Source organism: Pseudomonas sp. F8002 (assembly GCF_013385495.1).
Classification (GTDB): Bacteria; Pseudomonadota; Gammaproteobacteria; order Pseudomonadales; family Pseudomonadaceae; genus Aquipseudomonas.
This window is the reverse complement of record NZ_JACAPW010000042.1, coordinates 45,085-69,840: the sequence shown is the minus strand read 5'-3', so window position 1 is coordinate 69,840 and position 24,756 is coordinate 45,085. Positions and strand designations below refer to the sequence as shown.

Here is a 24,756-nt window from a genome sequence, read left to right as displayed (position 1 = left end):
CAACATCGAACAAATGTGGGAGCGGGCTTGCTCGCGAATGCGGTGGATCAGTCACTGAAATGTTGACTGACACACCGCATTCGCGAGCAAGCCCGCTCCCACATTTGGATCTCCGGCGCCTGCACTATTTGAGTTCGGCCAAACGCCGCTCGATAAAGCGCTTTTCGGGCACTTGCCGGGTCAATGCCAGCGCCCGTTCAAACGCTCGCCGCGCGTCCTCCACTCGCCCCAATCGCCGACAAAACTCGCCACGCGCCGAGTACGCCAGGTGATAGTCCACCAACTCCCCCCGCGCCAGAATGCCGTCCACCAATTGCAAACCGGTCTGCGCCCCATCGCGCATCGCAACGGCCACCGCGCGATTCAGCTCGATCACCGGCGATGGCATCGCTCCAAGCAACACGTCATACAGCCCGACGATCTGCGGCCAATCAGTCTCATCGGCGCTCACGGCTTCAGCGTGTACCGCCGCAATCGCTGCCTGCAGGCTGTAGGGCCCGAAGCGGCGTGTGGTCAGGGATTTCTCCACCAGGGCGCATCCTTCAGCAATCAACGACGCATCCCACAGCGAACGGTCCTGCTCATCCAGCAGCACCAATTCGCCGCCCGCCGAGGTGCGTGCCGGGCGCCGGGACTCGTGGAGCAACATCAGCGCCAGCAAGCCCATCACTTCCGGTTCCGGCAACAGCTCCATCAGCAAACGGCCCAGGCGAATCGCTTCGCGGGTCAGGTCTTCACGGGTCAGGTCGGCGCCCATGGACGCCGAATAGCCTTCGTTGAACACCAGGTAAATCACCCGCAGCACACTGTCCAGGCGCTCGGGCAACTCCGCCAGGGATGGCACCTGATAGGGGATCTTCGCTTCGCGGATCTTGCCCTTGGCCCGCACGATGCGCTGGGCGATGCTAGTGGGCGTGGCGAGAAACGCCCGGGCGATTTCCTCGGTGGTGAGGTCGCAGATCTCACGCAAGGTCAGCGCCGCCTGGGCATCCGCCGCCAGGGCCGGGTGGCAGCAGGTGAAGATCAGGCGCAGGCGGTCGTCTTCCACGTCTTCAACGCTCCAGTCTGCCGCTTCCAGCGCATCGGCTTGCGCCTGCAACAACGGGGTAAAACGCGCCTGGCGACGTAAACGGTCGATGGCCTTGAAGCGCCCGGTCGAGACCAGCCAGGCCCGGGGGTTATCCGGCACACCATCCTGCCCCCAGCGCTCGACTGCGACGAAGAACGCCTCGTGCAAGGCTTCTTCAGCCAGGTCGAAATCGCCAAGCAAGCGAATCAGGGTCGCCAGGATGCGCCGCGATTCGCTGCGATAAACCGCTTCAACCCGGGCCTGCACCGTCAATCGCGCAGGCCTTCGGTCACCAGCGTCACCAGCCGGTCGAGGCTCTGCCCCCAGCCTTCGTGAAAGCCCATGGCTTCGTGGGCCTGCTTGGTCTCGGCGCTCCAGTGCATGGCGCGGGCGGTATAGAGGGTTTTGCCGTCGACATCTTCAAAGGTGACTTCGGCGGTCATGAATGGCTGGCCCGAAGGGATCCAGCCGGGGGTGAAGGCGTCGGTAAACACCAGCCGACTGGGGGCGGTAATCTCCAGGAATACGCCCTGGGTCGGGTATTCGCTGCCGTCCGGCGCGCGCATCAGCGTGCGAAATTGCCCACCCACCCAAAGGTCCATTTCGCACTCGGGAGTGGTCATGCCGTGTGGGCCCCACCACTGCTGCAACAAGGCCGGCTCGGTCCAGGCGCGAAACACGCGGCTGCGAGGGGCATCAATCAAGCGACTGATGGACAGTTCAAATTCGGCGGGTTTGGGTTGAATGCTCATGGGAAACCTCCTGGGTTTTATTGTTGTGATCAGAGATTCAATTCACGCACGGGGCGTACTTCCACACTGCCGACCCGGGCGGCCGGTATGCCGCCGGCCACCTGGATCGCTTCATTCAGGTCCTTGGCTTCGATCAGGTAAAACCCGGCGAGCTGCTCCTTGGTTTCCGCAAACGGTCCGTCGGTGATCGACAACTTGCCATTGCGCATGCGCACGGTGGTGGCGGTGCTCACCGACTCCAGCGGCTCGGCGGCGAGCATGCGCCCGCTGGCCTGCACGGACTGGCCATAGGCGAAACATTCCGGGTCCTTGGGGCTGTCGGGCGAATCGTGCAGCACCTGTTCGTTGCTATAGATCAGGCAGAGGTATTTCATGGGATTCTCCGTTTTCGGACAACTGACTATAGTTCGCGGCGCTCAAGGTTTCAGGTCGAACAGACCGGCGCCGGTTTCCATGTCGAACGGTGCCGACCAATGTTCATGCACCACTTTCCACTCGCCGCCAACGCGCTGGTAGCCGGCGCTGACGCGCATCCAGCAGGTCTTGAGTACGCCGTCGGGCCCGGTGCCGCCACAGTGCGCGAGCCAGTGGGCAAAGGCGCTGTTATCGCCGGCGACGATATGCATCTCATGGAAGTCAAAAACCCCGGGGCCCGGGCAGAACTCCATGCACGCCTTCCAGTGCGCCTGATAGGCGACCTTGCCCTTGAACTGCAGGGCGCTAACGGCGTCGAACGCGACGATATCGTCGGCGTAAAAGCTGACTATTTTCTCGACATCCTTGGCGGTGACCGCCTGTTTCCATTGTTCGATCAAGCTGCTGATTGCGGTGCTCATGGCGATACTCCTTGCGGGAAAAATCACTGAAGACACCCTTAGTCGACTGAGCCCCGGGCCAATCGACAGTCCCGCAAAAAATAATTGCGACTAGCGCAAACCCGCTAGAATCCGCGCTTCTATGTAGGATTTCGGATGCTACGCCGATGGAAACCCGCCTCGTCGCCTATCAGACGTTGACTGCCCTGCAACAACAGCAACTCAACGCCCTGGAAGTGCATCCCGAACAACTGGGTTTTTCCGGCGATATCTACTGTGCGCTGAACACCCTGCTGGTCAATCCGAACCCTGGCGTGGCAGGCTTTGCGTTACTCGCCGACGAGATTCCCGTGGCCTTCCTGCTGCTCAAACGCCCACCCTGCCTGCCCCATTGGGCGGATGAACACAGCGCCACGCTGCATGCGTTGCAAGTCGATCGCCATCAGCAAGGCCTGGGGTTTGGCAAAGCCTGCCTGCAAGCCCTCCCCGCCGCCGCGCGCCTGGTTTGGCCGCAGATCAAGGCGCTGGAGCTGTCGGTGGACACGGACAATGTGGCGGCGATGGGGCTGTATTTGCAGCAGGGTTGGGTGGACAGCGGGGAGGCGTATAAGGGGCGGATTGGGTATGAGCGCCGGTTGGCGTGGGTGTTTTAAACAATAAGGAGCTGGTGAAGATGCTAACAACCCTGGAACAACTCGAATCCCTCTACGGCCTGCCCCACGAACGCGCCGTGCGCAAGGAAATCCCGTTTCTCAACGAGGATTACCAGGCCATGGTCCGCGCGTCACCCTTGGTGGTGGTGAGTTCATCCGGCCCGGACGGCATCGACGGTTCGCCCCGTGGCGACGTGCCAGGTTTTGTACGAATCATCGACGAGCGCACGCTGGCGATTCCGGATCGGCCGGGGAATAACCGCCTCGACACCCTGCGTAATCTGGTGGTGGACCCGCGCATAGCGTTGCTGTTCATCATCCCGGGCATTGGCGAGACGTTGCGGGTCAATGGCCGGGCGCAGATTTCCATCGAGCCTGGGTTGCTGGAGAGCTTTGCGGTAAATGGCAAAGCCGCCCGTTCGGTGATTCTGGTGCAGGTGGAGGCGGCATATTTCCATTGCTCCAAAGCCTTTGTGCGCTCCGATTGCTGGAACCCGGAAAAGCATCTGGATCGCTCTGCACTGCCCTCCGCCGGGGCGTTTCACAAGCGCTTGAATGATGGCGCGTTCGACGCCGAAGCCTATGACCGCGAGATGCCGGAGCGGGTCAAGGCCACGCTGTATTGAGAGGCCATTGCAGGAGCGAACGTGCTCGCTCCTGCCAGTGGCGCGATCAGGCGGATTCGGCGTTGATCGGGATCCAGATTTCCACGGAGCCCGTGCCTTTACCCACATCGAAATCGGCGCTGTAGCGCTCGAAATCAGCCCCGACCACCTTGTACCCGGAGGCCGGCAGCCATTCGAACATGATGCGTTCATAAGTCTGCGCCAGCGCCTGCACCGGGCCAAAATGCGGGAACACGGCATAGCGATGGGCCGGGATTTCAATCGACTGGAAGTTGCTCGGTACATCGCCCTTGGTCGGCACCTCGATGCCCGCCAGGTAGTCGAATTCATCGTGTTTGGCGTTGTAGCACACGCCATAGGTCACGCCGCCGACGCGTTTCTTGATCTCTTTGAAGCAGCTGTCGAACAGCTCCCACAACTTGGGAATATCGCCAATCGTGGCCTTTGAATAACGCCCTTGCACGCCCGCGATCACCAGGGCCTTGCCCTCTTCCATGCGCGGCTGTAACGGCAGTTTTGTCTGTTGATCCATCTGAACAGTCTCCTTCTTATGAGGGAACAAACCCGCGTCGAGTATAGGGGCATATCCCCGTCGCACTCCAAGCAGAAATTTTTCCCACAGCATCTGGACAATTGGCCATCACCGACCGTATTGTCTGCCCCGCAGGCCACCGCAGTGGCCGACGTCGCTCGGACGGTTCCGGGCGCTTACGTATTTCGAGGCAACAATGGCCGAACCAGGTTCGCCGCGCCGCTTTGCGCGCATAGATCGACTCCCCCCTTACGTGTTCAATATCACTGCCGAGCTGAAGATGGCTGCGCGTCGGCGCGGCGAAGACATCATCGACTTGAGCATGGGTAACCCGGACGGCGCCACGCCACCGCACATCGTGGAAAAAATGGTCACCGTCGCCCAACGCGAAGACACCCACGGTTACTCCACTTCCAAAGGCATTCCGCGGCTGCGCCGGGCGATTTCGCGCTGGTACAAAGACCGCTACGAAGTGGACATCGACCCGGAAACCGAAGCCATCGTGACCATCGGTTCCAAGGAAGGCCTGGCGCACTTGATGCTGGCCACCCTGGACCAGGGCGACACGGTGCTGGTGCCCAACCCCAGCTACCCGATTCACATCTACGGTGCCGTGATTGCCGGCGCCCAGGTGCGTTCGGTGCCGCTGATTCCGGGGGTGGACTTCTTCGCTGAGCTGGAACGTGCGATTCGTGGCTCGATCCCCAAGCCGAAGATGATGATCCTCGGCTTCCCGTCCAACCCCACCGCGCAGTGCGTGGAACTGGACTTCTTCGAACGGGTGATCGCCCTGGCCAAGCAGTACGACGTGCTGGTGGTGCATGACCTGGCCTACGCCGACATCGTCTACGACGGCTGGAAAGCTCCGTCGATCATGCAAGTGCCGGGGGCCAAGGACATCGCGGTGGAGTTTTTCACCCTGTCCAAGAGCTACAACATGGCCGGCTGGCGCATCGGTTTCATGGTGGGCAACCCGGAACTGGTCAACGCCCTGGCGCGGATCAAGAGCTACCACGACTACGGCACCTTCACCCCGCTGCAAGTCGCGGCGATTGCGGCGCTGGAAGGCGATCAGCAGTGCGTGAAGGACATTGCCGAGCAGTACCGCCAGCGCCGTAACGTGCTGGTGAAAGGCCTGCATGAGCTGGGCTGGATGGTCGAGAACCCGAAGGCGTCGATGTACGTCTGGGCGAAGATTCCCGAGGCGTATGCCGCGATGGGCTCGCTGGAGTTTGCCAAGAAGCTGCTGCTTGAGGCGAAGGTGTGTGTGTCGCCGGGGATTGGCTTTGGTGAGTATGGCGACGACCACGTGCGCTTTGCACTGATCGAAAACCAGGACCGGATTCGCCAGGCGGTGCGGGGCATCCGGGCGATGTTCCGGGCGGATGGGCTGGTCAAGAAAGCTGACGCCTGACCCGATGATCGTTCCCACGCTCTGCGTGGGAATGCCGCCTTGGACGCTCTGCGTCCGCTTGTGACGCGGAGCGTCACAGGATGCGTTCCCACGCGGAGCGTGGGAACGATCACTTACCGCCTAGACCACCAGCGACAGCAACATGATAAAGCCCAACGCCACCACCGACAGAATGGTCTCCATCGCCGTCCAGGTCTTGAACGTCTCGGCCACGGTCATATTGAAGTACTGCTTCACCAGCCAGAACCCCGCATCGTTGACGTGAGACAGCACCAGCGAGCCCGCCCCCGTCGCCAATACCAGCAACTCGCGGTTCACCCCCGGAATCATCCCTACCACCGGCACTACAATGCCGGCACCGGTAATGGTCGCCACCGTCGCAGAACCGGTAGCCACACGAATCACCGCCGCCACCAGCCAGGCCAGCAGGATCGGGTTGATCTGCGCGGTCACCGCCATATGGCCGATCACATCACCTACGCCGCTGGTCACCAGCATCTGCTTGAAGCCACCACCGGCGCCGATGATCAGGATGATCGCTGCAGTCGGCGCCAGGCTGGCGTCGAGCAGCTTGAGGATTTGCTTGGAGCCAATGCCCTGGCGATGGCCAAAGGTGTACAGCGACAACAGCAAGGCCAGCAGCAACGCGGTGATCGGGTGACCGATCATGTCCATCCAGTTGCGGATCACATGGCCGTCTGGCAGGGCGACGTCGGCGAAGGTTTTCAGCAGCATCAGGAACACCGGCAACAGCACGGTGATCAGGGTGATGCTGAAGCTCGGCAGGGTCTTGGATTCCGGTTGCTCACTGGCCAGTTGGTCTACCAGTTCCTGGGACGGGTTGCCCGGGATGTACTTGGCGATAAACGAACCGTAGAGCGGGCCGGCGATGATCGCCGTAGGCAGCGCGACGATCAGGCCGTAGAGAATGGTCTTGCCGATGTCGGCACCGAACACGCCGATCGCCAGCAGAGGGCCCGGGTGCGGTGGCACCAGGCCGTGCACCGCCGACAGGCCGGCCAGCAGCGGAATGCCGATCTTGATCAGCGACACACCGGTACGGCGCGCGACGATAAACACCAGCGGGATCAGCAACACAAAACCGATCTCGAAGAACAGCGGAATGCCCACCAGGAACGCGGCGAACATCATTGCCCACTGCACCTTCTCCTTGCCGAAGGCCCGCACCAGGGTTTGCGCGATCTGATCGGCACCGCCGGAATCGGCCATCATCTTGCCGAGCATCGTACCCAGCGCGAGGATAATCCCGACAAAGCCGAGCACCCCGCCGAAGCCGTCCTGGAAGGCCTTGATGATCTTGTCCACGGGCATGCCCGAGGTCAGGCCGAGAAAGCCTGCGGCGATGATCAGCGCAATGAACGGGTGGACTTTGAACCGGGTGATCAACACGATCAGGCCGATGATGGTCACCACTGCATCGAGCAGCAGATAGGTATCGTGGGACAAGCCAAACATGGGGGTCTCTCCTGTTTGTTGTTGTTATTAAAGCCGGTAAAAAATTCAGTGCAGGCGGACAGCGCTATCTTGTCCGGCAAAAAATTATTTGTTTGGTTCAAAGCCGTGTTCGAGCCACCAGGCATTGGTTTGCTCGGCCAGTTCTTCGACGCTGTCTACGCTGGCGTTGAGGGCCAGGGTCAACGGCTCGCCCACCGGCGATTCAAGAGTGGCGAACTGGCTGTCGATGAGGCTGGCCGGCATGAAATGGCCGGGGCGATGGGATACACGGTCGGCGGCGACTTCGCGGGTCAGTTCCAGAAACACAAACCCCAGGCCCGGCGCGGCTTCGCGCAGGTGGTCGCGGTATTTCTTCTTCAGGGCCGAACAGGTGAGCACCGGATGCTCGCCGGCCTTGAGCGAGCGGCGCAGCTCATCGCACAGGATGTCGAGCCAGCCGGCGCGGTCTTCGTCGTTAAGGGGATGGCCGGCGCTCATCTTTTCGATGTTCGCGGCGGGGTGAAAGCTGTCGCCTTCGATGGCGGTGGCGCCATTCAGCAGGCACAGGGCCTCGCTGACGCTGGACTTGCCACAGCCGGAAACACCCATGATCACGAGGGCAGTAACAGGTTGACTCATGAAACACCTCAAGACGCAGATAGCGCTACCTTTGCACGCTGTAAGGCTAGTGCAAAAACAGGCTTTTCCCGCGCCGTCTTGTCATTTTTATGGAGTGACGCGTGCATCTGCTCCAAAGGTTTGAACGGGAACAGGCATCCCGACGTTCAAGAATTTGCAGGGTCTTGGAGACAGCGCTACCTTAGTGCCTCGATTTTTGTTTGGCAAGCCGCCTGATGACTCCCAAGAACGATAAAAATACCCGCACCACGGGCCGCCCTACCCTCAATGAAGTGGCCCGCCTGGCTGGCGTCAGCCCGATTACCGCCTCCCGGGCCTTGCGCGGCATCAGCACCGTGGCCACCGAACTGGTGGAAAAAGTGCAAAAAGCCGCCGCCGAACTGAGCTACGTGGTCAACCCGGCCGCCCGTGCCCTGGCGTCTGCCCAGAGCCAGTCGGTGGTGGTGTTGGTGCCGTCACTGTCCAACCTGCTGTTTATCGAAACCCTGGAAGCCATCCACCAGGTGCTGCGGCCCAAGGGCTTTGAAGTGCTGATCGGCAACACCCACTATTCCCGCGACGAAGAAGAAGACCTGCTGCGCAACTACATGGCCTACCAGCCACGGGGTTTGCTGCTGACCGGGTTTGACCGTACGGAAAGTGCCCGGCGCATGGTGGAATCGAGCAATGTGCCGTGTGTGTACATGATGGACCTGGACCCGGGCGCCGGACTGAACTGCGTAGGATTCTCGCAATTGAACGCCGGGGAAACGGCGGCGGCGCATTTGATCTCACGGGGTCGCAAGCGGTTGGCCTACATTGGCGCTCAGTTGGACCAGCGCACGTTGTTGCGCGGTGAGGGTTTCAGGCGCGCTCTGCAACAGGCGGGGTTGTACGACCCGGCGCTTGAAGTGCTGACGCCACGGCCATCGTCGCTGGGCCTGGGTGGTGAATTGTTCCTGCAGTTGCTGGCCAGCCATCCGGATGTGGACGCGATCTTCTTTGGCAACGACGACCTGGCTCAAGGTGCGCTGCTGGAAGCGCTGCGCCATGGCATCAAGGTGCCGGAGCAGATCTCGGTGCTGGGCTTCAACGACCTGCCGTCTTCCTCGTTCATGGTGCCGCGCTTGAGCAGCATCAGCACCCCGCGCGAAGCCATTGGCCGGCGGGCGGCAGAGCATTTGTTGACGGTGATGGCGGGCAACAAGATCGCCCGGCCGGTGGTGGACATGGGGTTTGAGTTGAAGGTGCGCGAGAGTACCTAGGCCGGTCCTGTATACGGGCCATCGGTAAAACGCTCTACGCTAGCCCTTGCGAGTATGAAAATCCACTGTGACTTCTGACAGTATACAAACCTGCGAAAGGCTCATTTAATCAAGCGACTATCCAGTAATAAGAGATAGCAACTGCACGTTAGATGGAGCATCTCGACATGAACCATTCCGACCAGTCCGACCAGTCCAGAATTAACGCACAACCCGTACTAAGCGGGACACTTAAGGTTGAGCAATCCGTAGATGGGCCTTTCGAAGCTACCAGCATTCGGTATGATTTTACCCGGGGCGATCTCTGGTTTCAGGGTGAGTACGTTGATGGATTAGGAAAAATTCAGCTTATTACCCTTGTCCTGCCTTACACGGAAGGTACATTTTCCGGCGGATTCAGCCCCAACGCTGAAGGCTATTACACCCGCCGTGCCAATGACACATCACAATCCTGGCATTCAGTGTCCGGCGATTACAAAGCCAACTTTTTTGAAAAGGCTGGAGATCTGGACGGAGAGTTCCACTTTCTGGGTTCTTGGCCAGGCTCGGAGAACCGGCAATTTAAGGGTACGTTCGATATTCAGACTGGCCCCTTAAGCGTAAAGCCAAACCAGCTTGAGTAGACTGCGCGAACGCATACAGGCGGTAGCTGTAGGAAGTGGCTGGTGTTGATGGCAGCGCCTTGCTCCGTTGCCTACAGGTACGTCAGAATCCGCCGGCTTGTGCCCCTGGGTAGGGCTCTCTAAGGTTGCCCGGTCGCTGAATTTCTCAGTGATCGGGTTTAGTAGCCCGAACTGGTTCACTCTTAGTGCATGAGCTTCATCTGTCAGACGATTTTGTCTGTGCTTGATGGCGGCTGTGCGTAGGGCACCCTCGGGTGCGCCGGCTATGAGTGTCCACCGGTCTACTAACCTGCGCGCAGCTGCCTCCTTTTCGTTTAGTAGCGATGTGGGGGTGGCCTAATACAGGGCACTTACTATGTTCAAAGCAACTCCCAATCCTCCCACCTTATTCACCGTCAGGCCCGACGCCAGCAGCGAAAGTCTGATCGCCAACAGCTACGAGACGTTTTCCTCGGTCAGCACGTTATTGCTCGACCTGTCTGATGAACTCACCGGCAAAGACCGCGACACCGCATTGGCGATTCACCAGTTGAGTGAGTTGGGCGTATTGCTGATGGGCAAGCTGATGGACCAGGAATCACCACTGATCTAACAGACCGCACGCGGTCAAAACTGTGGGAGCGGGCTTGCTCGCGAATGCGGTGTGTCATCCGACCTTTCCATCACTGATACACCACATTCGCGAGCAAGCCCGCTCCCACATTTTTGATCCTGCCCACTTAACAACCTCGCCGTGCCTTCTGGCCCCTGCTAAATTGCCCCCTGCCTTCTCACCCTCGTCAGGAAAGCACCATGGGCCATTCGCTGAAAATCCTCGGTCGCACCTCCTCCATCAACGTGCGAAAAGTCCTGTGGACCTGCCAGGAACTGTGCATCTCCTACAACCGCGAAGACTGGGGCATCGGCTTCGCCTCCACCCAGTCCCCCGAATTCCTGGCCCTGAACCCCAACGCCCAAGTCCCGGTACTCGTGGACGACAACGGCGTGCTGTGGGAATCCAACACCATCTGCCGCTACCTCGTGGGCCTGCACCAACGCCACGACCTGTTGCCCACCGAGCCGGTCGCCCGTGCGAGGGTCGAGCAATGGATGGACTGGCAAGCCACCGAACTCAACCCGTCGTGGGGCTACGCCTTCCACGCTCTGGTACGCAAGAACCCGGACTACCAGGACCCGCAACGCATCAAAGCCGGGGTAAAAAGCTGGAACGACAAGATGGGCCTGCTTGAAGAGCAACTGATCAAAACCGGCGCCTACGTCGCCGGTAACGACTTCACACTCGCCGACATCCTCATCGGCCTGTCGGTGCACCGCTGGTGGATGACGCCCATGGAGCGTCCGTCCTACCCGGCGGTCAGCGCCTACTACGAAACCCTCAGCCAACGCCCCGGCTTCAAAACCTTCGCCCTCGACGGCCACAACTAAAAACAAGGACTACCCAATGAACGGACTCAACGTACTACTCACCGGCGCCTGCGGCCGCATCGGCAAGACGTTTTTCCAAGCCTCGAAAGACCGCTACCGCTTCACCCTCACCGACCGCATCGAGCCGGATTTCGCCCTCGGCGAGCACCGTTTCATCCCCGCCGACCTGAGCGACAAAACCGCCCTCGCCGCCCTGCTCGACGGGATTGACGTGATCGTGCACCTGTCGGGCATCCCCCACGCCAGCGCGACCTTCGACGAGTTGTTGCCCAACAATATCCTGGCCACCACTTACCTGTTCGAAGCCGCCGTGGCCGCAGGTGTGAAGCGCCTCGTGTTCGCCAGCAGTGCCCAGACCATCGAAGGCTACCCGGTAGACCGGCAGATCACGCCGGGCATGCCGGTACTGCCCGCCAACCTGTACGGCGTGAGCAAATGCTACGGCGAAGCCCTGTGCGGTTTTTACGCGGCCAAAACCCCGCTCTCCACCATCGCCCTGCGCATCGGTGCGTTTGAATTCCCCGAAACCCACGACCTGAACAACGCCCGCGACCTCAGCGCCTGGCTCAGCCCCCGCGACGCCGTGCAACTGCTGCAACGCTCGGTGGAAACCATCGGGGTGAAACACCTGATCGCCCATGGCATTTCCAATAACCGTTTCAAACGCCTGGACCTCAGCGAAACAACCCGTGTGCTGGGTTACCAACCGGTGGATGATGCGTTCCAGGCATTCGAGATCCCGATCACTTACTGAGTCTTCTGCCCATGTCTTCACCCTCTCTTGCAGACGGTATCGACCCGATCCGCGCCGCCCACATCAGCGCGCGCATTGATCGGTTGCCCGCCGTCGCCACTGTCTGGCGCCTGGTGGCGCTGCTGTCGATTGGCGGCTTTTTCGAGCTGTATGACTTGTTCCAGACTGCCTATATCAGCCCCGGCCTGATCAGTGACGGAATTTTCCACACCGGCAGCCAGGGCGTATTCGGCTTCTCCGACCAGGCGGCCTTTGCCTCGGCGACCTTTCTCGGCCTGTTCCTCGGCGCCAGCCTGCTCAGCCCGATTGCCGACCGCTACGGGCGCCGGGCGATCTTCACCTTTGCGTTGATCTGGTACACCGTCGCCACCGTGTTGATGGGTATCCAGACCTCCGCCCTGGGCATCATCTGCATGCGCTTCCTGGTGGGCATTGGTTTGGGCATCGAGCTGGTGACCATCGACGCCTACCTCTCGGAACTGGTGCCCAAGCGCATGCGCAGCTCGGCGTTTGCCTTTGCGTTTTTCATCCAGTTCCTGTCGGTGCCGGCGGTGGCGTTGATGTCGTGGTGGCTGGTACCCCAGGCACCATTCGGGATTTCCGGCTGGCGCTGGGTAGTGGTGAGCAGTGCGGTGTTTGCGCTGTTTATCTGGCAACTGCGCAAGCGCCTGCCGGAATCGCCGCGCTGGCTCGCACAAAAAGGCCGTTTCGAGGAAGCCGGGCAGATCATGGACAACCTCGAAGCGCGCTGCCGGAAAGACCACGGCAAGCCACTCGATGAGCCGGAACCGCAAGCCGTCAGCGTGCAGGGCCAAGGGCGCTTCGCCGATATCTGGCAACCGCCGTACCGGCGCCGGGCGTTGATGCTGATTGTGTTTCATGTGTTCCAGGCCATCGGCTTTTTTGGCTTCGGCAACTGGCTGCCGGCGCTGCTCTCGGGCCAGGGCGTGAGCGTGACGCACAGCCTGGGCTATGCCTTCATCATCACCCTCGCCTACCCGCTGGGGCCGCTGCTGTTTGTGAAGGTGGCGAACCGGTTTGAGAACAAATGGCAGATTGTCGGCTCGGCGCTCGGCGCGGTGATCTTCGGCAGTTTGTTCGCGCTGCAAACCACCGCCGTGGGCCTGGTGATCTGCGGGGTGATGATCACCTTCTGCAACGCCTGGCTGAGTTTCAGTTATCACTCCTACCAGAGCGAACTGTTCCCCACCAATATCCGCGCCCGGGCGGTGGGTTTCTGCTATTCGTTCAGCCGGTTGTCGACGGTGTTCAGCAGCCTGTTGATCGGCGTGATCCTCGAACACCTCGGCACGCCAGGCGTGTTGGCGTTTATCGCCAGCAGCATGTTGATCGTGATGATCACCATCAGTTGGTTCGGCCCGCGCACCCGCAACCTGGCGCTGGAGAACATTGCCCACTAGCGGCAAACAATGGCCGTCGGCACGCCGAAGCTTGCCGACGGTAGCGGCCAAAAGCCCCGTAAACACGGGGCCATACCACTGGGCACGCTAATTGCTCCACCTGTGGCACCGCCCACATCCACAGGTGTCCTGATCATGCTGATCAATAACAACCCCCAGGCTCAGTCGACGATCCAACGCATCAAGCGCGCAGACATGGACCCGGCCAACGCCGCGGCCAGCGCGCTGTACAGCGGTGCCGCGCAAAACGTGCAACAGGGCACTACCACTGTATCGACCACACAGGCAGCGGCCGACGCCACTGCCGACAACATCAATGCCGCCTTCGCCAAGACCCGTGTGCAGTTGCAAGCCACCACCGCAACCGCCTCGACCACCGATACGGCCAAGACTGACTCCACCACGTCGGCCCGCAGTGACTTCACCGACTACATGAAAAAAAGCCCGGCCGAGCGCATCCGCGAGCAACTGCTCAAGGAACAGGGTTTGACCGAGGACGATGTGAAGAACATGCCTCAGGAAAAGCAGGACGCTATTTCCAAAGAAGTGGCAGAACGCCTGAAAGAGCAGCAGACGCAGCAGGTAGCGGCGAAGACGGCTGACCCGCAGGCGCAGACGGTGAAAGAGACCCTGGCTGCGATCTAAGCCACACCACAAACCAAATGTGGGAGCGGGCTTGCTCGCGAATGCGGTGTGTCAGTCAATCCATGTGCTGACTGACACACCGCATTCGCGAGCAAGCCCGCTCCCACACAAGCTCATTCCACATTTGATCTGCGGTGTTACTGCAATTGCAGTGTCGAGTTGAACTGACTGATCGCATCCACCACATGCCGTGACCCTTCCTGAATCTCCAGGATCACCTGCCCCGCCTCATTCGCCAGCTCCACCCCAAGCCCTGTGCGGCTCAGGCTCGACTGCATGCTCGACACTGCGCTGATCGACAGGTCGTGGTTCTTGCGCACCACATCCACAATCTCGATCGTCGCCTGGCTGGTGCGCGCCGCAAGGCTGCGCACCTCATCCGCCACCACCGCAAACCCGCGCCCATGCTCGCCCGCCCGGGCCGCTTCGATCGCCGCATTCAGCGCCAGCAGGTTGGTCTGGTCGGCGATGCCGCGGATGGTCTGGACGATGGTGCCGATGATGTCCGACTGCTTGCTCACTGCGTCGATGCTCACGGCCGCTTCGTTAAGGTCACGGGAAATTTCTTCGATGATCTGCACGGTCTGCTGCACCACTTCCGAACCCTTGCGGGCGCAGGCGTCGTTTTGCACCGAGGTGGCGTGAGCCGAGTCGGCAGCCGTGCGCAAGGTGGTGACCTGGTCGGTGATGTCGCTGGCGAACTTCACCACTTTGTACAGGCGCCCGTTGGCATCGAAGATCGGGTTGTAGGAGGCTTCCAGGAACAGCGTTTGGCCGAATTTGTCTTTGCGCTCAAACCGGTGGGAGTGATATTCGCCGCGATTGAGCGAGGCCCAGAATGCCTTGTAGGCCGGCGAATCGGTCTCACCGCGATGACAAAACAGACTGTGGTGCTGGCCGACAATTTCACTGAGGGAATACTTCACCGTCTTCAGGAAGTTGTCGTTGGCATTCAGGATCTGGCCTTGCGGAGTGAATTCAATGACCGCCATGGAGCGGCCGATGGCGTCGATCAGGCTCTGGTTTTCATGCTCGCGGTGAATCCGCGCCGAGATGTCCGAGGCCACCTTGATCACGCTTTGCACCTGGTTGTCGGCACCGATTACCGGCATGTAACTGGCCTCCAGCCACACTTCCTGGCCATGCTTGTTCAACCGCATGAAGGTGCCACTGAGGGGCTCGCCCCGCGCCAGGTCGCGCCAGAGCTTGGCGTAGGCGTCGGTGTGGGTGTAGGCCTCTTCGCAGAAAATCCGGTGATGCTTGCCGCGAATTTCTTCGGCGCGGTAGCCCATGGTCTTGCAGAAATTTTCATTGGCATCCAGCACGATGCCGTCGCGATCAAACTCGATCATTGCCATGGAACGGCTGATGGCGGCCAATTTGGCTTTGGCTTCGGTAAGGGCGCAGGAGAAACGTTCGATTTCCAGCAGGTCGGATTTGTGTTGGCGGTTGAACATGTCAGATCACCCTTTATTTTCCCGACGCCCACGCGGGCGCATTCCATTCACGGTTTGAATCTTGATCGCAGACCTTTATAGAGAAACCTATCCGAAACGCTTTATATGCCGAGCGTCATCAACGGTTCTGGGTGAGCATAGACAGGCGTTGGCGCTATGCAAGGCCACTAGTCAGCCAGCATTTGCAACAAAGCATTAACCACTGCGGAGGGCGGTTGGTGGCGTGATGTCACCAACGCAAACTCGCGATGCACCGGCTCCGCCAGGGGCATGATGCGCAAGCCTTGGCGCTGGGCCGGCAGGGTCATCTCGGGCACCAGCGTCACTCCCACGCCTTCACGCACCAGGCTGAAAGCGCTGTTCCATTCGCGCACTTCCACCCGCACCTCGCGCAGCACCAGGCCGGCTTCCTGCGCCAGGCTGCGGGCGTTGACGGTGCAGCCGCCGGTGGCAAGCACGAACGGTTGCTCCACCAACTCTTCCAGCGTGACCGTTGCCTGCGCCGGGCGCCGGGAAAACCCGTGGGCCATCGGCAGCACCGCCACCCAGTTATCGCGCCCCAGCACGGCGGCATTGCGCTCGGACGGCGGGTTGAGCACCACGCCCAGGTCGATCAGATTCGCGTCGAGCAAGGTGTTCACTTCATCGTCGGTCACTTCCAGGGCCGTGACCTCGATGCCGGGGTAAAGCTGGTTGAACCGACGCAGCAGCGGCGGCAGGAACACCGCCAGCACCATGGGGAAACTCGCGATGCGAATCGTCCCACGCAGCATCGGCCGCGCTTCGTCCACGGTGGTGCGAATCGCCTGCAAGGCCCCGAGCATCACCCGCGCCTGCTCGATCACCTGCAGGCCCAGGGCGGTAGGCACGGTCTGACGCGCCTCACGCACAAACAACTGCGCACCGAGGTTGGCCTCCATGGCCGCCATCGCCTGGCTGGCGGCGGACTGAGTCATGCCCACTCGTTCGGAGGCGGCAGTGATGCTGCCGTTGTCCGCCACGGCCACCAGCAGGCGCCAGTGCATCAGGTTCATCATGGCAGTAGCTGTCCTTATGGCAGGATTCTGAAAGATTAATTTTACCCAAGGTGCCATGCCCACGAGACTGAAGGCAACTGTCCTGCGGAGTTGCCCCGATGAAGCTGTATTTTTCCCCGAATGCCTGTTCCCTCGCCTCCCATATCGCGCTGCGGGAATTGGCCCTGCCGTTTGAATTGATTCGCGTCGACAACCAGAAAAAGCTCACGGCTGACGGTGATGATTTCCTGCAGATCAACCCCAAGGGCTATGTGGCCGCACTGCAACTGGACAACGGCGAGGTACTGACCGAAGGCGCCGCCATCCTGCAATACCTGGCCGACCGTGTACCCGCAGCGGGCCTGGCGCCGGCCAATGGCAGCTGGGAGCGGGTGCGTTTGCAGGAGTGGCTGAACTTTGTCTCCAGCGAGATTCATGGCGGGCTGGGAGTGTTGTTCAAGGACGCGATTCCCGATGAGGTGAAGGCGCTGTTCAAGGCCACGTTGTTCAAGCGTTTTGCGATTCTGGTACAGACCCTGGAGCGCCAGGATTACCTGCTGGGCGCGCAGTACTCGGTGGCGGATGCGTACCTGTTTGTGGTGCTGCGCTGGGCGGGGTTGTTTGATATCGACTTGCAGCAGTGGCCGGCGTTGGCGAAGTTTCAGCAGCGGGTCGGTGAGCGGCCGGCGGTGATTGCCGCCCTGGCCGCTGAAAATCCATGACCTGAAATGCAGTCAAAAATGTGGGAGCTGGCTTGCCTGCGATAGCGATGGTGAATCCAACACCGCTATCGCAGGCAAGCCAGCTCCCACATTGGGTCTTCATTGGTTTAGAGAATGGGTTTCAAGCCATCGTTTTCGATGAATGCACTTAACGCCAACACATCCACCGACCCCGAACGGTCCTGATCCAGGTGCGCCACCTGGCGGCGCACCGCCTGATGAATACGCCGGGTGCCCTGCCCCAGTTGAACCGTGCCGCACAGGTCCACCGCCTGCGCCGCCACGATCAACTCAATGCTGCCCAGCCACACCACGCGCTGCACCAGTTGCCGGGTTTTCTCGACCACCGCCAGCGCCTGCCCCGCGTAATCTTCCACGCGATCCGCCACCGGCACGCTCACCGCCGGGATCGGATTGGCCAAGTGCCCGATCTCCGCCACCAACGCCGAACCGGTGCGCTGCAAGGCGGCCATGCCCACGTGCCCGGGCTGGTTGATCAGAAAGCGCGGCAGTTCACTGGAAGCCGGCGACAGCAACTTGGCAATCCGCTCGGCGCTGCACACCGCCACACGGCTCAACGCCAGGCCCAAGCCTTCGGCCGCCAGCGCGAGATGGGTGCTGTCGAAATTGGCCGTGGCCAGCACCAACGCGTCTTCGCTGATCAACGCCGGATTGTCCGCACCGCTGGCCAGTTCCAGTTCGATCAACTCGCGCAACGCCTGCATTGCCTGTTGCGCCGCGCCTTGAACCACCGTGGCACAGCGAAAGCTCAGCGGGTCCTGTAGCCGGCGCGGGTTATCGGCCAATTCGCCGCCCGCCAGCAATTCCAGCAACGCCGCTGATTGCCCGCTTTGCCCCGGCGCCAGGCGCAACCGCGAAGCCCACGGCTGGAACGGACTGAGGTTGGCCCGATAGCCTTCACACGACAACGCCAGCCCCGCCAACATGGCCTTCAATGCCTGTTCGGCCTCGGCCACCAGCAACGCGCCAAGGCCGATGCTCGCGGAGTTGGCCGACACCAGCGCCAGGCCATCCTTGCCCGTCAATGGCACGTTCAGCGCCAGACTCAAATGCGCCAACGGCGCCAGGTCGCTCTCGCCCAGCGAGCCGAGCAACGGCACCGCGGGCTCCATACCGCAGTTGAGTAACGCCAACAGCGCCTGCGCCACACCCGGCGAAATACCCGAACGCCCCTGGGCCAACCCCGCCAAGCGGGCTGCGGTGATCGCGCGTAATTCCTCACGCTTGGCCAGGCGGCCAACGCCCACCGCACGCCCCAAAGGAATGTTTGCCTGCACCGGCGCAACCTGCGTATCCACCGCCGCACCGAGGCCGGTGGTCACCCCGTAAATCGGCGTGCCTTCAGCCACCAGGCGCAGCAACAGTCGATGCCCTTCGTCGATACGTTGGCGCGCCGCATCGCTGAAGTCAGCCGGTGCGTCTTGGCGGGCAATCGACAGCAAATCCTCAATCGTCAAACCGGCGGGATCGAAGTGAATCATGCCCAGCGCAACCGCTGGCCGATCCCCAGGCGTCTGGATTTTTCCAGCAGTGCGTGGCCCAGGGCAATATCGCTGAGGCTCAAGCCACGGTGCCAGAACAGGATGGTTTCCTCGGGGGTTTCCCGGCCGGTCTTCAAGCCGGCGACGATCTGCCCCAACTCGGCATGCAAGGTCTCGGCGCTGAGTTTTCCGGCGTCGACATGGGCGCGCAATGCGCCGAACATCCCGCCCTTGCACTGGCCCCAGTCGTCCACCACCAGCTTGTGCATGATGTCGGTCAACGACAGTTCCACCGCGCTCATGGTGCCGTAGGGCACGACGAAGGCACCGGGCTTGATCCACTCGGTGTGCAGCAACGGTTGCGGCTGATCCAGGCGTGAAGCTTCCACCACGATGTCGGCGCCGCGCACCGTGGACTCCCAATCATCCGTGACAATCACCGGCTTGCCGAGGTCGCGGCGCAGGCGTTCGGCGAAGGCTTCGCGGCTTTCACTGCGGCGCGAGTGCACGCGGATTTCGTCGAAGTCGAACAGGTGGTCCAGCAGCCGCACGTTCCAATACGCCGTGCCACGGGCACCGATGTGCGCGAGGATTTTGCTGTCGGGCCGGGCCAGGTATTTGGCACCGATGGCGGTGACGGCGCCGGTGCGCATGTCGGTGATCGCCGAGGCGTCGAGGATGGCCTTGGGGATGCCGGTGGCCGGGTCCAGCAGGTTGAGAATCGCCAGTTCCGAGGGCAGGCCCTTGCGGTAGTTATCGACAAAGTCGCCCACCACCTTGACCCCGGCGTAGCCGATTGCGCCGCCCAATACACCGCGCAGCACGTTGAAGTGGCCGTTGATTTCACCGCCGGGAATCAGGTGCATGCGCGGTTCGATCACCGCCTCGCTGCGGCCCTGGATCGCCAGGCTGGATTCGATGGCGTTGAGGATTTCGTCGTTGGTCAGGGCCAGTTCGTCGATGTCCAGGCCGTTGAGGAAGTCGATGTAGATCGGTTGCATGGTCTGCTCACTGATGGGTTGCGAAGGTCGATGCTGAAGATGCTTTTATGGGGTGAGGGAGATTGCTTTGGGGAGGGAGCGTGTTGTGGTGAGGAGCCTGTTGTGGTGAAGAGCTTGTTGTAGAGAGGGAGCTTGTTGTGGCGAGGGAGCTTGCTCCCGCTGGAGTGCGCAGCGCTCCCGTTTTTTTTGGGGCCGCTACGCAGCCCAGCGGGAGCAAGCTCCCTCGCCACAGCAAGCTCCCTCGCCACAACAGCTCTTTCCCTAAAGCAAGCTCCCCTGCCACAGCAAGCTCCCTCCCTACAGCAAGCTCCCTTGCCACAGGGATCAAGTTAAGGGGCCTTGAACACAACCTGCTGCACATCGACCTTTTTCGGGATCAGGCCGTTGGCAAAAAACGCGTCGGCCGTACGTTGCTGGTTGGCGATATCCACCGCTTCCAATGGCCGGCTCGGCGTCGGCGAGCGGTGCTGGAAGTAACTCTCCACCACCGCCGGCTGCAAGCCCAATGTCTTGGCCATCAGCGCGACGCTTTCATCATGCTGGTCCAGCGACAACCGCTGCGCCTGGGCAAACACCTTGAGAATCGCCGCAATCGCCTGCGGGTGCTGCTTGGCAAACGGCCCGCTGGCGATGAAGAAACTGCCCGCCGGGTTCAGCCCCTGGCCATCCCCCAGCACCTTCGCCGAACCGTCCACCACGGCCGCCGAGTAGTACGGGTCCCACACCACCCACGCGTCGACCTTGCCTTGTTCAAACGCGGCACGGCCGTCGGAGGGCGACAGGTACACCACGTTCACGTCCTTCCACTGCAAGCCGGCACGCAGCAAACTTTTGAGGAACAGGTTGTGGGCGCTGGAACCCTTGAGCAACGCCACGCGCTTGCCCTTGAGTTCGGCCACGCTTTGCACGGTGCTGTCCTTGGGCAGCAGGATGGCTTCGGTGCGTCCGTCATTGGGCTCGACGCCGATGTAGCGAATGTCGATGCCGGCAGCCTGGGCGAAGATCGGCGGGATGTCGCCGATATTGCCGATGTCGATGCTGCCGCCATTTAGGGCTTCGATCAGCGGCGGGCCGCCGAGGAATTCGATCCACTCGACCTTGGTGCCCGGCAACCCTTGCTCGAACAGGTGATGCTCACGGGCGAGCACCATGCTCACCGAGCTTTTCTGGTAGCCGACGCGCAGGGTGGCCGGTTCTGCCGCCAGCAGCGGCCCGGCGCACAGTGCCAGCAGTGTGGCTGCGATGAGCTTGCGCATCAGAGACTCTCCTTGACCTTGGCCGCGACGTCCGCCGGCACCCATTGCTGCCAGACCTGCGGCTGTTCTTTCAGGAACGCTTCGGCCACCTGACGCGGCGCGGTACGTTTCTCGGCCATTTGCGCGAGGATGCCGTTGAGCAGGTCAATCGGCAGGTCGACTTTTTCAAAGAACGTCACCAGTTGCGGGTACTGCGCCTTGAACGGCGCCGACACGCCAATCGCCAGGTGCGCTGGCATCGAACGAGTACCGATGGGGTGCGGGTTGTTGGCGTCGGCCAGGGTCTTCCAGGCTTCGGCGTTGAACGGTGGTTCTTCCAGTTTGATCAACTTGAAGCGCCCCAGCAGTGGCGTCGGCGACCAGTAGTAGAACAGCACCGGCTTGCCGCGACGGATCGAGGATGCAACCTCGGCATCCAGCGCCGCGCCGGAGCCGGTGCGGAAGTTGACGTAGCTGTCGGTCAGGCCATAGGCCTTGAGTTTCTGGCTGTTGACGATCTCCGAGGTCCAGCCGGTGGGGCTGTTGAGGAAGCGCCCACGGGTCGGGTCTTCGGGGTCGCGGAACACATCCTTGTAGCGGGCCAGGTCGGCGACGGATTTAAGCTCCGGGGCCAGGGGTTTGATGCCCCGTTCGGCGTCGCCCTTGATCACGTACTCCGGCACCCACCAGCCTTCGGTGGCACCTTTGACGGTGTCGCCCAGGCCGAACACCTTGCCTTCGCTTTCGGCCTTGACCCACGCCGGACTGCGCCCGGCCCACTCTTCGCCGATCACCTGGATATCGTCCTTGGCCAGGGCGGCCTCCAGGCTCACGGTGCTGCCGGGCAAGGTGTCGGTGGGCAGGCCATAGCCTTTCTCGACGATCAGGCGCAGCACTTCGGTGATCAGGCTGCCGCTTTCCCAGGTGATGTCACCAAAGTGGATCGGTTTGGCAGGTTCGGCGGCCGTGGCTGATTGTGCCAGGACGGTGAGTGCCAATAGCGAGCCACCGAGCAGGTTTTTTAGTGTTCTCATGAGTAGCCTCTTGGAGATTCAAAACAGATCCAGAGTGGGCAGCTCCCACAGTTGATCTCCACACCCTTCAAGATCAGGGTTTAAAAGTCATAACTGAGCCGCGTGTAGTAAAACGCCCCTTCCGGCGCCGTCGGCGACAGGTAGCTGTATTGCTGGCCCGGGGTCTGGCGCAAACGGGTGTTGTAGTCGTCAGGCTTGCTGTCGAACAGGTTGTTGACGCCCACCGACACCCGCAGTTGTTTGGTGAAGGCGTAGTTCACGTCCAGGTCGGTGGTCCATTGCGCGCTGAAGGTCTGGTCGTACTGGGCGTTGGCTTCGCTGGAGGCATATTTGCGGTACTTGCCGTAACGGGTTTCGTTGAGGGCGATGGTCCATTGGTTGAGCTTGTGGACCGCGCCAAACACTAGCTTGTCTTCCGGGTAACCGTGCTCCAGGAAGCCCCGGGATTCACGGGTCAGCACTTCGAAGCCGTTGGGGTTTTCGTGGACCTTTTCGATAGTGGTGCGGGCCTTGGTGTAGCCCGCCGACAGGTTCAGGTTGCCGAACTGCTCAAGGTCCAGGTTGTACTTGCCCACGATGTCGACGCCACGGGTGCGGGTGTCGGCGGCGTTGGTCATGAACTGCGCCCAGGAGTACTGGCCGTAGCCGGCGTCCTTGAGGATCTGCTCGGCCAGCGGCCCGGAAATGCCACCGCTGAACAGCAGGCGGTCACGAATCGAGATCTGGTAGGCGTCGATGGTCAGCGAGGCCTGGTCGGTTGGGCGCAGCACCAGGCCCAGGGAGAAGTTGGTGGACTTCTCGGGCTTCAGCGGCTGCGCACCGAGGGCACGGGCGGCCGGGTTGTCGGCCGGCAGCATGCGGGTCAGCACCGGGTTGCCGTTGGCGTCGAGGTTGGTGGTGGTGGTCCAGGAGGTGCCGATCTGGCCCAGGCTGGGCGCGTGGTAGGCATTGTTGACCGTGGCCCGCAGGCCGACTTTCGGGGTGAAGTCATAGCGCGCCGAGAGTTTGCCGGTGGTGGCTGAACCGAAGTCCGAGTAGTGCTCGGTACGCCCGGCAATGCCCACCTGGAGCTTGTCGGTGACCTGGTTTTCCAGGCCGAAATACACGCCGCCCACATCACGCTTGAAAGTGCCGGCGTCGTCCGGGGTCAGGCCCGAAGCCTGCACCGCGCCAACCTGCACGCCGTCGATGCCACCGTAGGAATAGGAATCGTAGTCGCCGGCCTCCAGCCGGTATTGCTCATGCCGGTAGGCGACGCCCGCTGAAACGGTGAGTGGATGGCTCGACCAGTCGACGTTCAGATCCTTGGCGTAATCCAGGGTGATGTTGGTCTGGTCGTTGACCAGGGTGGCGACGTTGAACTTGGTCGGGCTGTTGATCCCGTAGCTCGGGTTGACGGTGTTGAAAGCCAGTTCGTCGTGCTCGTCGCGGCCATAGGTGGCGCTCAAATCGAAGCGGCCGATGCTCTCGTCTTCATAGCGGGTGCCGACGGTGACGGCGCCGTCTTCATAGCGATAGCGGTATTTCGGGATGGTGCCGTTGGGGTAGATCCCGGCCACGTTGTTCGGGCTGCTGGCCAGCAGCGGCGGCGTGTTGTTTACCGAAGTGTCCTGGCCGAAGGTGGCGAAACTGTAGAGGCGCCATTGGTCGTTCAGGCCGATTTCGGCGTTGGCCGCCAGGTTGTATTTGTCGCGACCGGCGCCGCCCCAGCGCGGGTCTTGTACCTGGCCGTCGGCGACGTATTTGTCGCCGATGTCATCGGGTTTGTTGTTCAGGGTATTGAAGCTCAGGGTCAGGAAACCATCCCCCGGCAAGCCGATGCCGTACCAGCCATCGGTGGTTTTGCTGAAGCCGTCGCCCTGGGCGTATTTGCCCAGTTGGGTGTTGATGCCGCCACCGCTGTCGCGCTCCTTGAGCACGATGTTGACCACCCCCGCCACCGCGTCCGAACCGTATTGCGCCGAGGCACCGTCGCGCAGCACTTCGACGTGGTCGATGGCGCTGATGGGGATCATGTCGAGGTCCACCGGCTGCGCGCCAATGAACGGCACGCCACCGGAAATGTTCACCACCGCCGAGGTGTGCCGGCGCTTGCCGTTGATCAGCACCAGGGTCTGGTCCGGGGACAAGCCGCGCAGGGAGGCGCCTTTCGGATCCTGGCCGCGGGTGGCGCTGTTGTTCTGCGGAAAGTTGAACGAGGGCAGCAGTTGGAACAGCGCCTGGTTGAGGCTGGTGGCGCCGGTTTGCTTGAGTTCTTCGGCGTTGATCACATCCACCGGGGCGCTGCTGGTGAGGGCCGTGGCGTCGCTGCGACGGGTACCGATGGCGACCACACGGTCGAGGGTTGGCGCCTGGGCTTCGGCGGTTTGCGCCTTGATGCTGTTGCTGGCAGGCGCGACTTTGGCGCCTTCCTTGATGATGAATGCACCGTCCGGGCTGACCTGGACTTGCAGGCCGGTGCCCTTGAGCGCGGCGTCTACCGCCTGTTGCGCCGACAGCGAACCGTCGACCCGCGCCGAGGAATAATTGCCCAGCTGCGGCGTGAAGGAAATCACCTGGCCGCTCTGGCGGCTGATGTTCAGCAGCACTTCGTCCAGCGGGCCGGGCGCGATGTGGTAGACCTGCCGCGTGTCTTCGGCGCTGGCGGCGAAGGACAGGAACAGACTGGCCAACGGCACCAGGGCAAAGGTTCGAAGCGGTGTACGGTTGAATGGGCTCACGT

24 protein-coding genes and 2 pseudogenes are annotated in these 24,756 nt (G+C 61.5%); 11 read left to right on the top strand and 15 right to left on the bottom strand.

From position 1 onward, the window contains the following. Positions 1-124: 124 nt before the first annotated feature. Genes HX811_RS28275 through HX811_RS28260 form a run of 4 tightly spaced genes read right to left on the bottom strand, consistent with a single transcriptional unit; the run spans position 125 to position 2,657 of the window. Entirely contained in the window at positions 125-1,336 is a 1,212-nt protein-coding gene (locus HX811_RS28275) for an RNA polymerase sigma factor (protein ID WP_177048392.1), read from the bottom strand. A 2-nt stretch (positions 1,337-1,338) separates the two neighbouring features. After that, positions 1,339-1,821 carry an SRPBCC family protein gene (locus HX811_RS28270; protein WP_003213108.1) on the bottom strand — a complete coding sequence of 161 codons (483 nt, stop codon included), beginning with the start codon at positions 1,819-1,821 and terminating at the stop codon, positions 1,339-1,341. Between the two features lie 29 nt (positions 1,822-1,850). Continuing rightward, positions 1,851-2,195, bottom strand: a complete 345-nt coding sequence (locus tag HX811_RS28265) for a YciI family protein (protein ID WP_003213107.1) — start codon at positions 2,193-2,195, stop codon at positions 1,851-1,853. Between the two features lie 42 nt (positions 2,196-2,237). Then, positions 2,238-2,657, bottom strand: coding sequence for a nuclear transport factor 2 family protein (locus HX811_RS28260; RefSeq protein WP_177048373.1), 420 nt, complete (start codon positions 2,655-2,657; stop codon positions 2,238-2,240). A 146-nt stretch (positions 2,658-2,803) separates the two neighbouring features. On the opposite strand from HX811_RS28260, the gene HX811_RS28255 reads away from it, so the two are divergent. Together HX811_RS28255 and HX811_RS28250 are read left to right on the top strand one after the other, a co-directional pair. Beyond that, complete coding sequence (locus HX811_RS28255) at positions 2,804-3,289, top strand: N-acetyltransferase (RefSeq protein ID WP_134327202.1); 486 nt, start codon at positions 2,804-2,806, stop codon at positions 3,287-3,289. A 20-nt stretch (positions 3,290-3,309) separates the two neighbouring features. Continuing rightward, positions 3,310-3,915, top strand: a complete 606-nt coding sequence (locus HX811_RS28250) for a pyridoxamine 5'-phosphate oxidase family protein (RefSeq protein WP_177048371.1) — start codon at positions 3,310-3,312, stop codon at positions 3,913-3,915. 46 nt (positions 3,916-3,961) lie between these two features. Here the strand turns inward: HX811_RS28250 and HX811_RS28245 are convergent, their stop codons facing one another. After that, the gene (locus tag HX811_RS28245) at positions 3,962-4,447 is read right to left on the bottom strand and encodes a GyrI-like domain-containing protein (RefSeq protein ID WP_177048369.1); all 486 of its coding nucleotides are present in this window, start codon (positions 4,445-4,447) and stop codon (positions 3,962-3,964) included. 196 nt (positions 4,448-4,643) lie between these two features. On the opposite strand from HX811_RS28245, the gene alaC reads away from it, so the two are divergent. Beyond that, a complete protein-coding gene (gene alaC, locus HX811_RS28240) occupies positions 4,644-5,861 on the top strand; it encodes an alanine transaminase (protein WP_087693162.1) in 1,218 nt (405 codons plus the stop codon). Between the two features lie 120 nt (positions 5,862-5,981). Here alaC and HX811_RS28235 read toward each other — a convergent pair whose 3' ends face one another. Together HX811_RS28235 and HX811_RS28230 are read right to left on the bottom strand one after the other, a co-directional pair. Then, a complete protein-coding gene (locus HX811_RS28235; protein ID WP_008431626.1) occupies positions 5,982-7,337 on the bottom strand; it encodes a GntP family permease in 1,356 nt (451 codons plus the stop codon). An 84-nt stretch (positions 7,338-7,421) separates the two neighbouring features. Further along, positions 7,422-7,955: a gluconokinase gene (locus HX811_RS28230; protein WP_008431624.1), complete on the bottom strand. Its 534-nt coding sequence runs from the start codon at positions 7,953-7,955 to the stop codon at positions 7,422-7,424. Positions 7,956-8,167: 212 nt separating this feature from the next. Here HX811_RS28230 and HX811_RS28225 point away from each other — a divergent pair, with 212 nt between their 5' ends. The 7 genes from HX811_RS28225 to HX811_RS28195 all read left to right on the top strand — a co-directional run bounded on the left by HX811_RS28225 (position 8,168) and on the right by HX811_RS28195 (position 14,067). Beyond that, positions 8,168-9,199 carry a LacI family DNA-binding transcriptional regulator gene (locus HX811_RS28225; RefSeq protein ID WP_167665540.1) on the top strand — a complete coding sequence of 344 codons (1,032 nt, stop codon included), beginning with the start codon at positions 8,168-8,170 and terminating at the stop codon, positions 9,197-9,199. A 167-nt stretch (positions 9,200-9,366) separates the two neighbouring features. Then, complete coding sequence (locus HX811_RS28220; protein ID WP_177048367.1) at positions 9,367-9,822, top strand: hypothetical protein; 456 nt, start codon at positions 9,367-9,369, stop codon at positions 9,820-9,822. A gap of 355 nt (positions 9,823-10,177) precedes the next feature. Next, positions 10,178-10,414, top strand: coding sequence for a DUF6124 family protein (locus tag HX811_RS28215; RefSeq protein WP_177048365.1), 237 nt, complete (start codon positions 10,178-10,180; stop codon positions 10,412-10,414). Between the two features lie 200 nt (positions 10,415-10,614). Then, positions 10,615-11,247 (top strand): glutathione S-transferase family protein, encoded by a 633-nt coding sequence (locus HX811_RS28210; protein ID WP_177048363.1) that lies wholly within the window; start codon positions 10,615-10,617, stop codon positions 11,245-11,247. 16 nt (positions 11,248-11,263) lie between these two features. After that, complete coding sequence (locus HX811_RS28205; protein WP_177048361.1) at positions 11,264-12,001, top strand: NAD(P)-dependent oxidoreductase; 738 nt, start codon at positions 11,264-11,266, stop codon at positions 11,999-12,001. A gap of 11 nt (positions 12,002-12,012) precedes the next feature. Further along, positions 12,013-13,422 carry an MFS transporter gene (locus HX811_RS28200; protein ID WP_177008463.1) on the top strand — a complete coding sequence of 470 codons (1,410 nt, stop codon included), beginning with the start codon at positions 12,013-12,015 and terminating at the stop codon, positions 13,420-13,422. Between the two features lie 135 nt (positions 13,423-13,557). Beyond that, positions 13,558-14,067, top strand: coding sequence for a hypothetical protein (locus HX811_RS28195; protein ID WP_177048359.1), 510 nt, complete (start codon positions 13,558-13,560; stop codon positions 14,065-14,067). 137 nt (positions 14,068-14,204) lie between these two features. Here the strand turns inward: HX811_RS28195 and HX811_RS32320 are convergent. From HX811_RS32320 to HX811_RS28185, 3 genes and pseudogenes are all read right to left on the bottom strand, one after another. Next, positions 14,205-14,630, bottom strand: a pseudogene (locus HX811_RS32320) (methyl-accepting chemotaxis protein); the annotation flags it as partial. Positions 14,631-14,795: 165 nt separating this feature from the next. Next, positions 14,796-15,419: pseudogene (locus HX811_RS32315) on the bottom strand (PAS domain-containing protein); the annotation flags it as partial. Positions 15,420-15,691: 272 nt separating this feature from the next. Then, positions 15,692-16,561, bottom strand: a complete 870-nt coding sequence (locus HX811_RS28185) for a LysR family transcriptional regulator (RefSeq protein ID WP_008431612.1) — start codon at positions 16,559-16,561, stop codon at positions 15,692-15,694. Positions 16,562-16,659: 98 nt separating this feature from the next. Here HX811_RS28185 and gstA point away from each other — a divergent pair, with 98 nt between their 5' ends. Further along, positions 16,660-17,262 (top strand): glutathione transferase GstA, encoded by a 603-nt coding sequence (gene gstA / locus HX811_RS28180; RefSeq protein ID WP_008431610.1) that lies wholly within the window; start codon positions 16,660-16,662, stop codon positions 17,260-17,262. A gap of 107 nt (positions 17,263-17,369) precedes the next feature. Here the strand turns inward: gstA and HX811_RS28175 are convergent, their stop codons facing one another. The 5 genes from HX811_RS28175 to HX811_RS28155 all read right to left on the bottom strand — a co-directional run bounded on the left by HX811_RS28175 (position 17,370) and on the right by HX811_RS28155 (position 24,754). After that, positions 17,370-18,764, bottom strand: a complete 1,395-nt coding sequence (locus tag HX811_RS28175) for an aromatic amino acid lyase (RefSeq protein ID WP_177048357.1) — start codon at positions 18,762-18,764, stop codon at positions 17,370-17,372. Next, positions 18,761-19,765: an ornithine cyclodeaminase family protein gene (locus HX811_RS28170; RefSeq protein ID WP_003213072.1), complete on the bottom strand. Its 1,005-nt coding sequence runs from the start codon at positions 19,763-19,765 to the stop codon at positions 18,761-18,763. The genes HX811_RS28175 and HX811_RS28170 overlap by 4 nt, the downstream gene beginning before the upstream one ends. Before the next feature lie 329 nt (positions 19,766-20,094). After that, a complete protein-coding gene (locus HX811_RS28165) occupies positions 20,095-21,021 on the bottom strand; it encodes an aliphatic sulfonate ABC transporter substrate-binding protein (protein WP_008431606.1) in 927 nt (308 codons plus the stop codon). Next, the gene (locus HX811_RS28160) at positions 21,021-22,034 is read right to left on the bottom strand and encodes an ABC transporter substrate-binding protein (RefSeq protein WP_177022235.1); all 1,014 of its coding nucleotides are present in this window, start codon (positions 22,032-22,034) and stop codon (positions 21,021-21,023) included. The genes HX811_RS28165 and HX811_RS28160 overlap by 1 nt, the downstream gene beginning before the upstream one ends. A gap of 80 nt (positions 22,035-22,114) precedes the next feature. Continuing rightward, the gene (locus tag HX811_RS28155) at positions 22,115-24,754 is read right to left on the bottom strand and encodes a TonB-dependent receptor (protein WP_177048355.1); all 2,640 of its coding nucleotides are present in this window, start codon (positions 24,752-24,754) and stop codon (positions 22,115-22,117) included. Positions 24,755-24,756 lie beyond the last annotated feature (2 nt).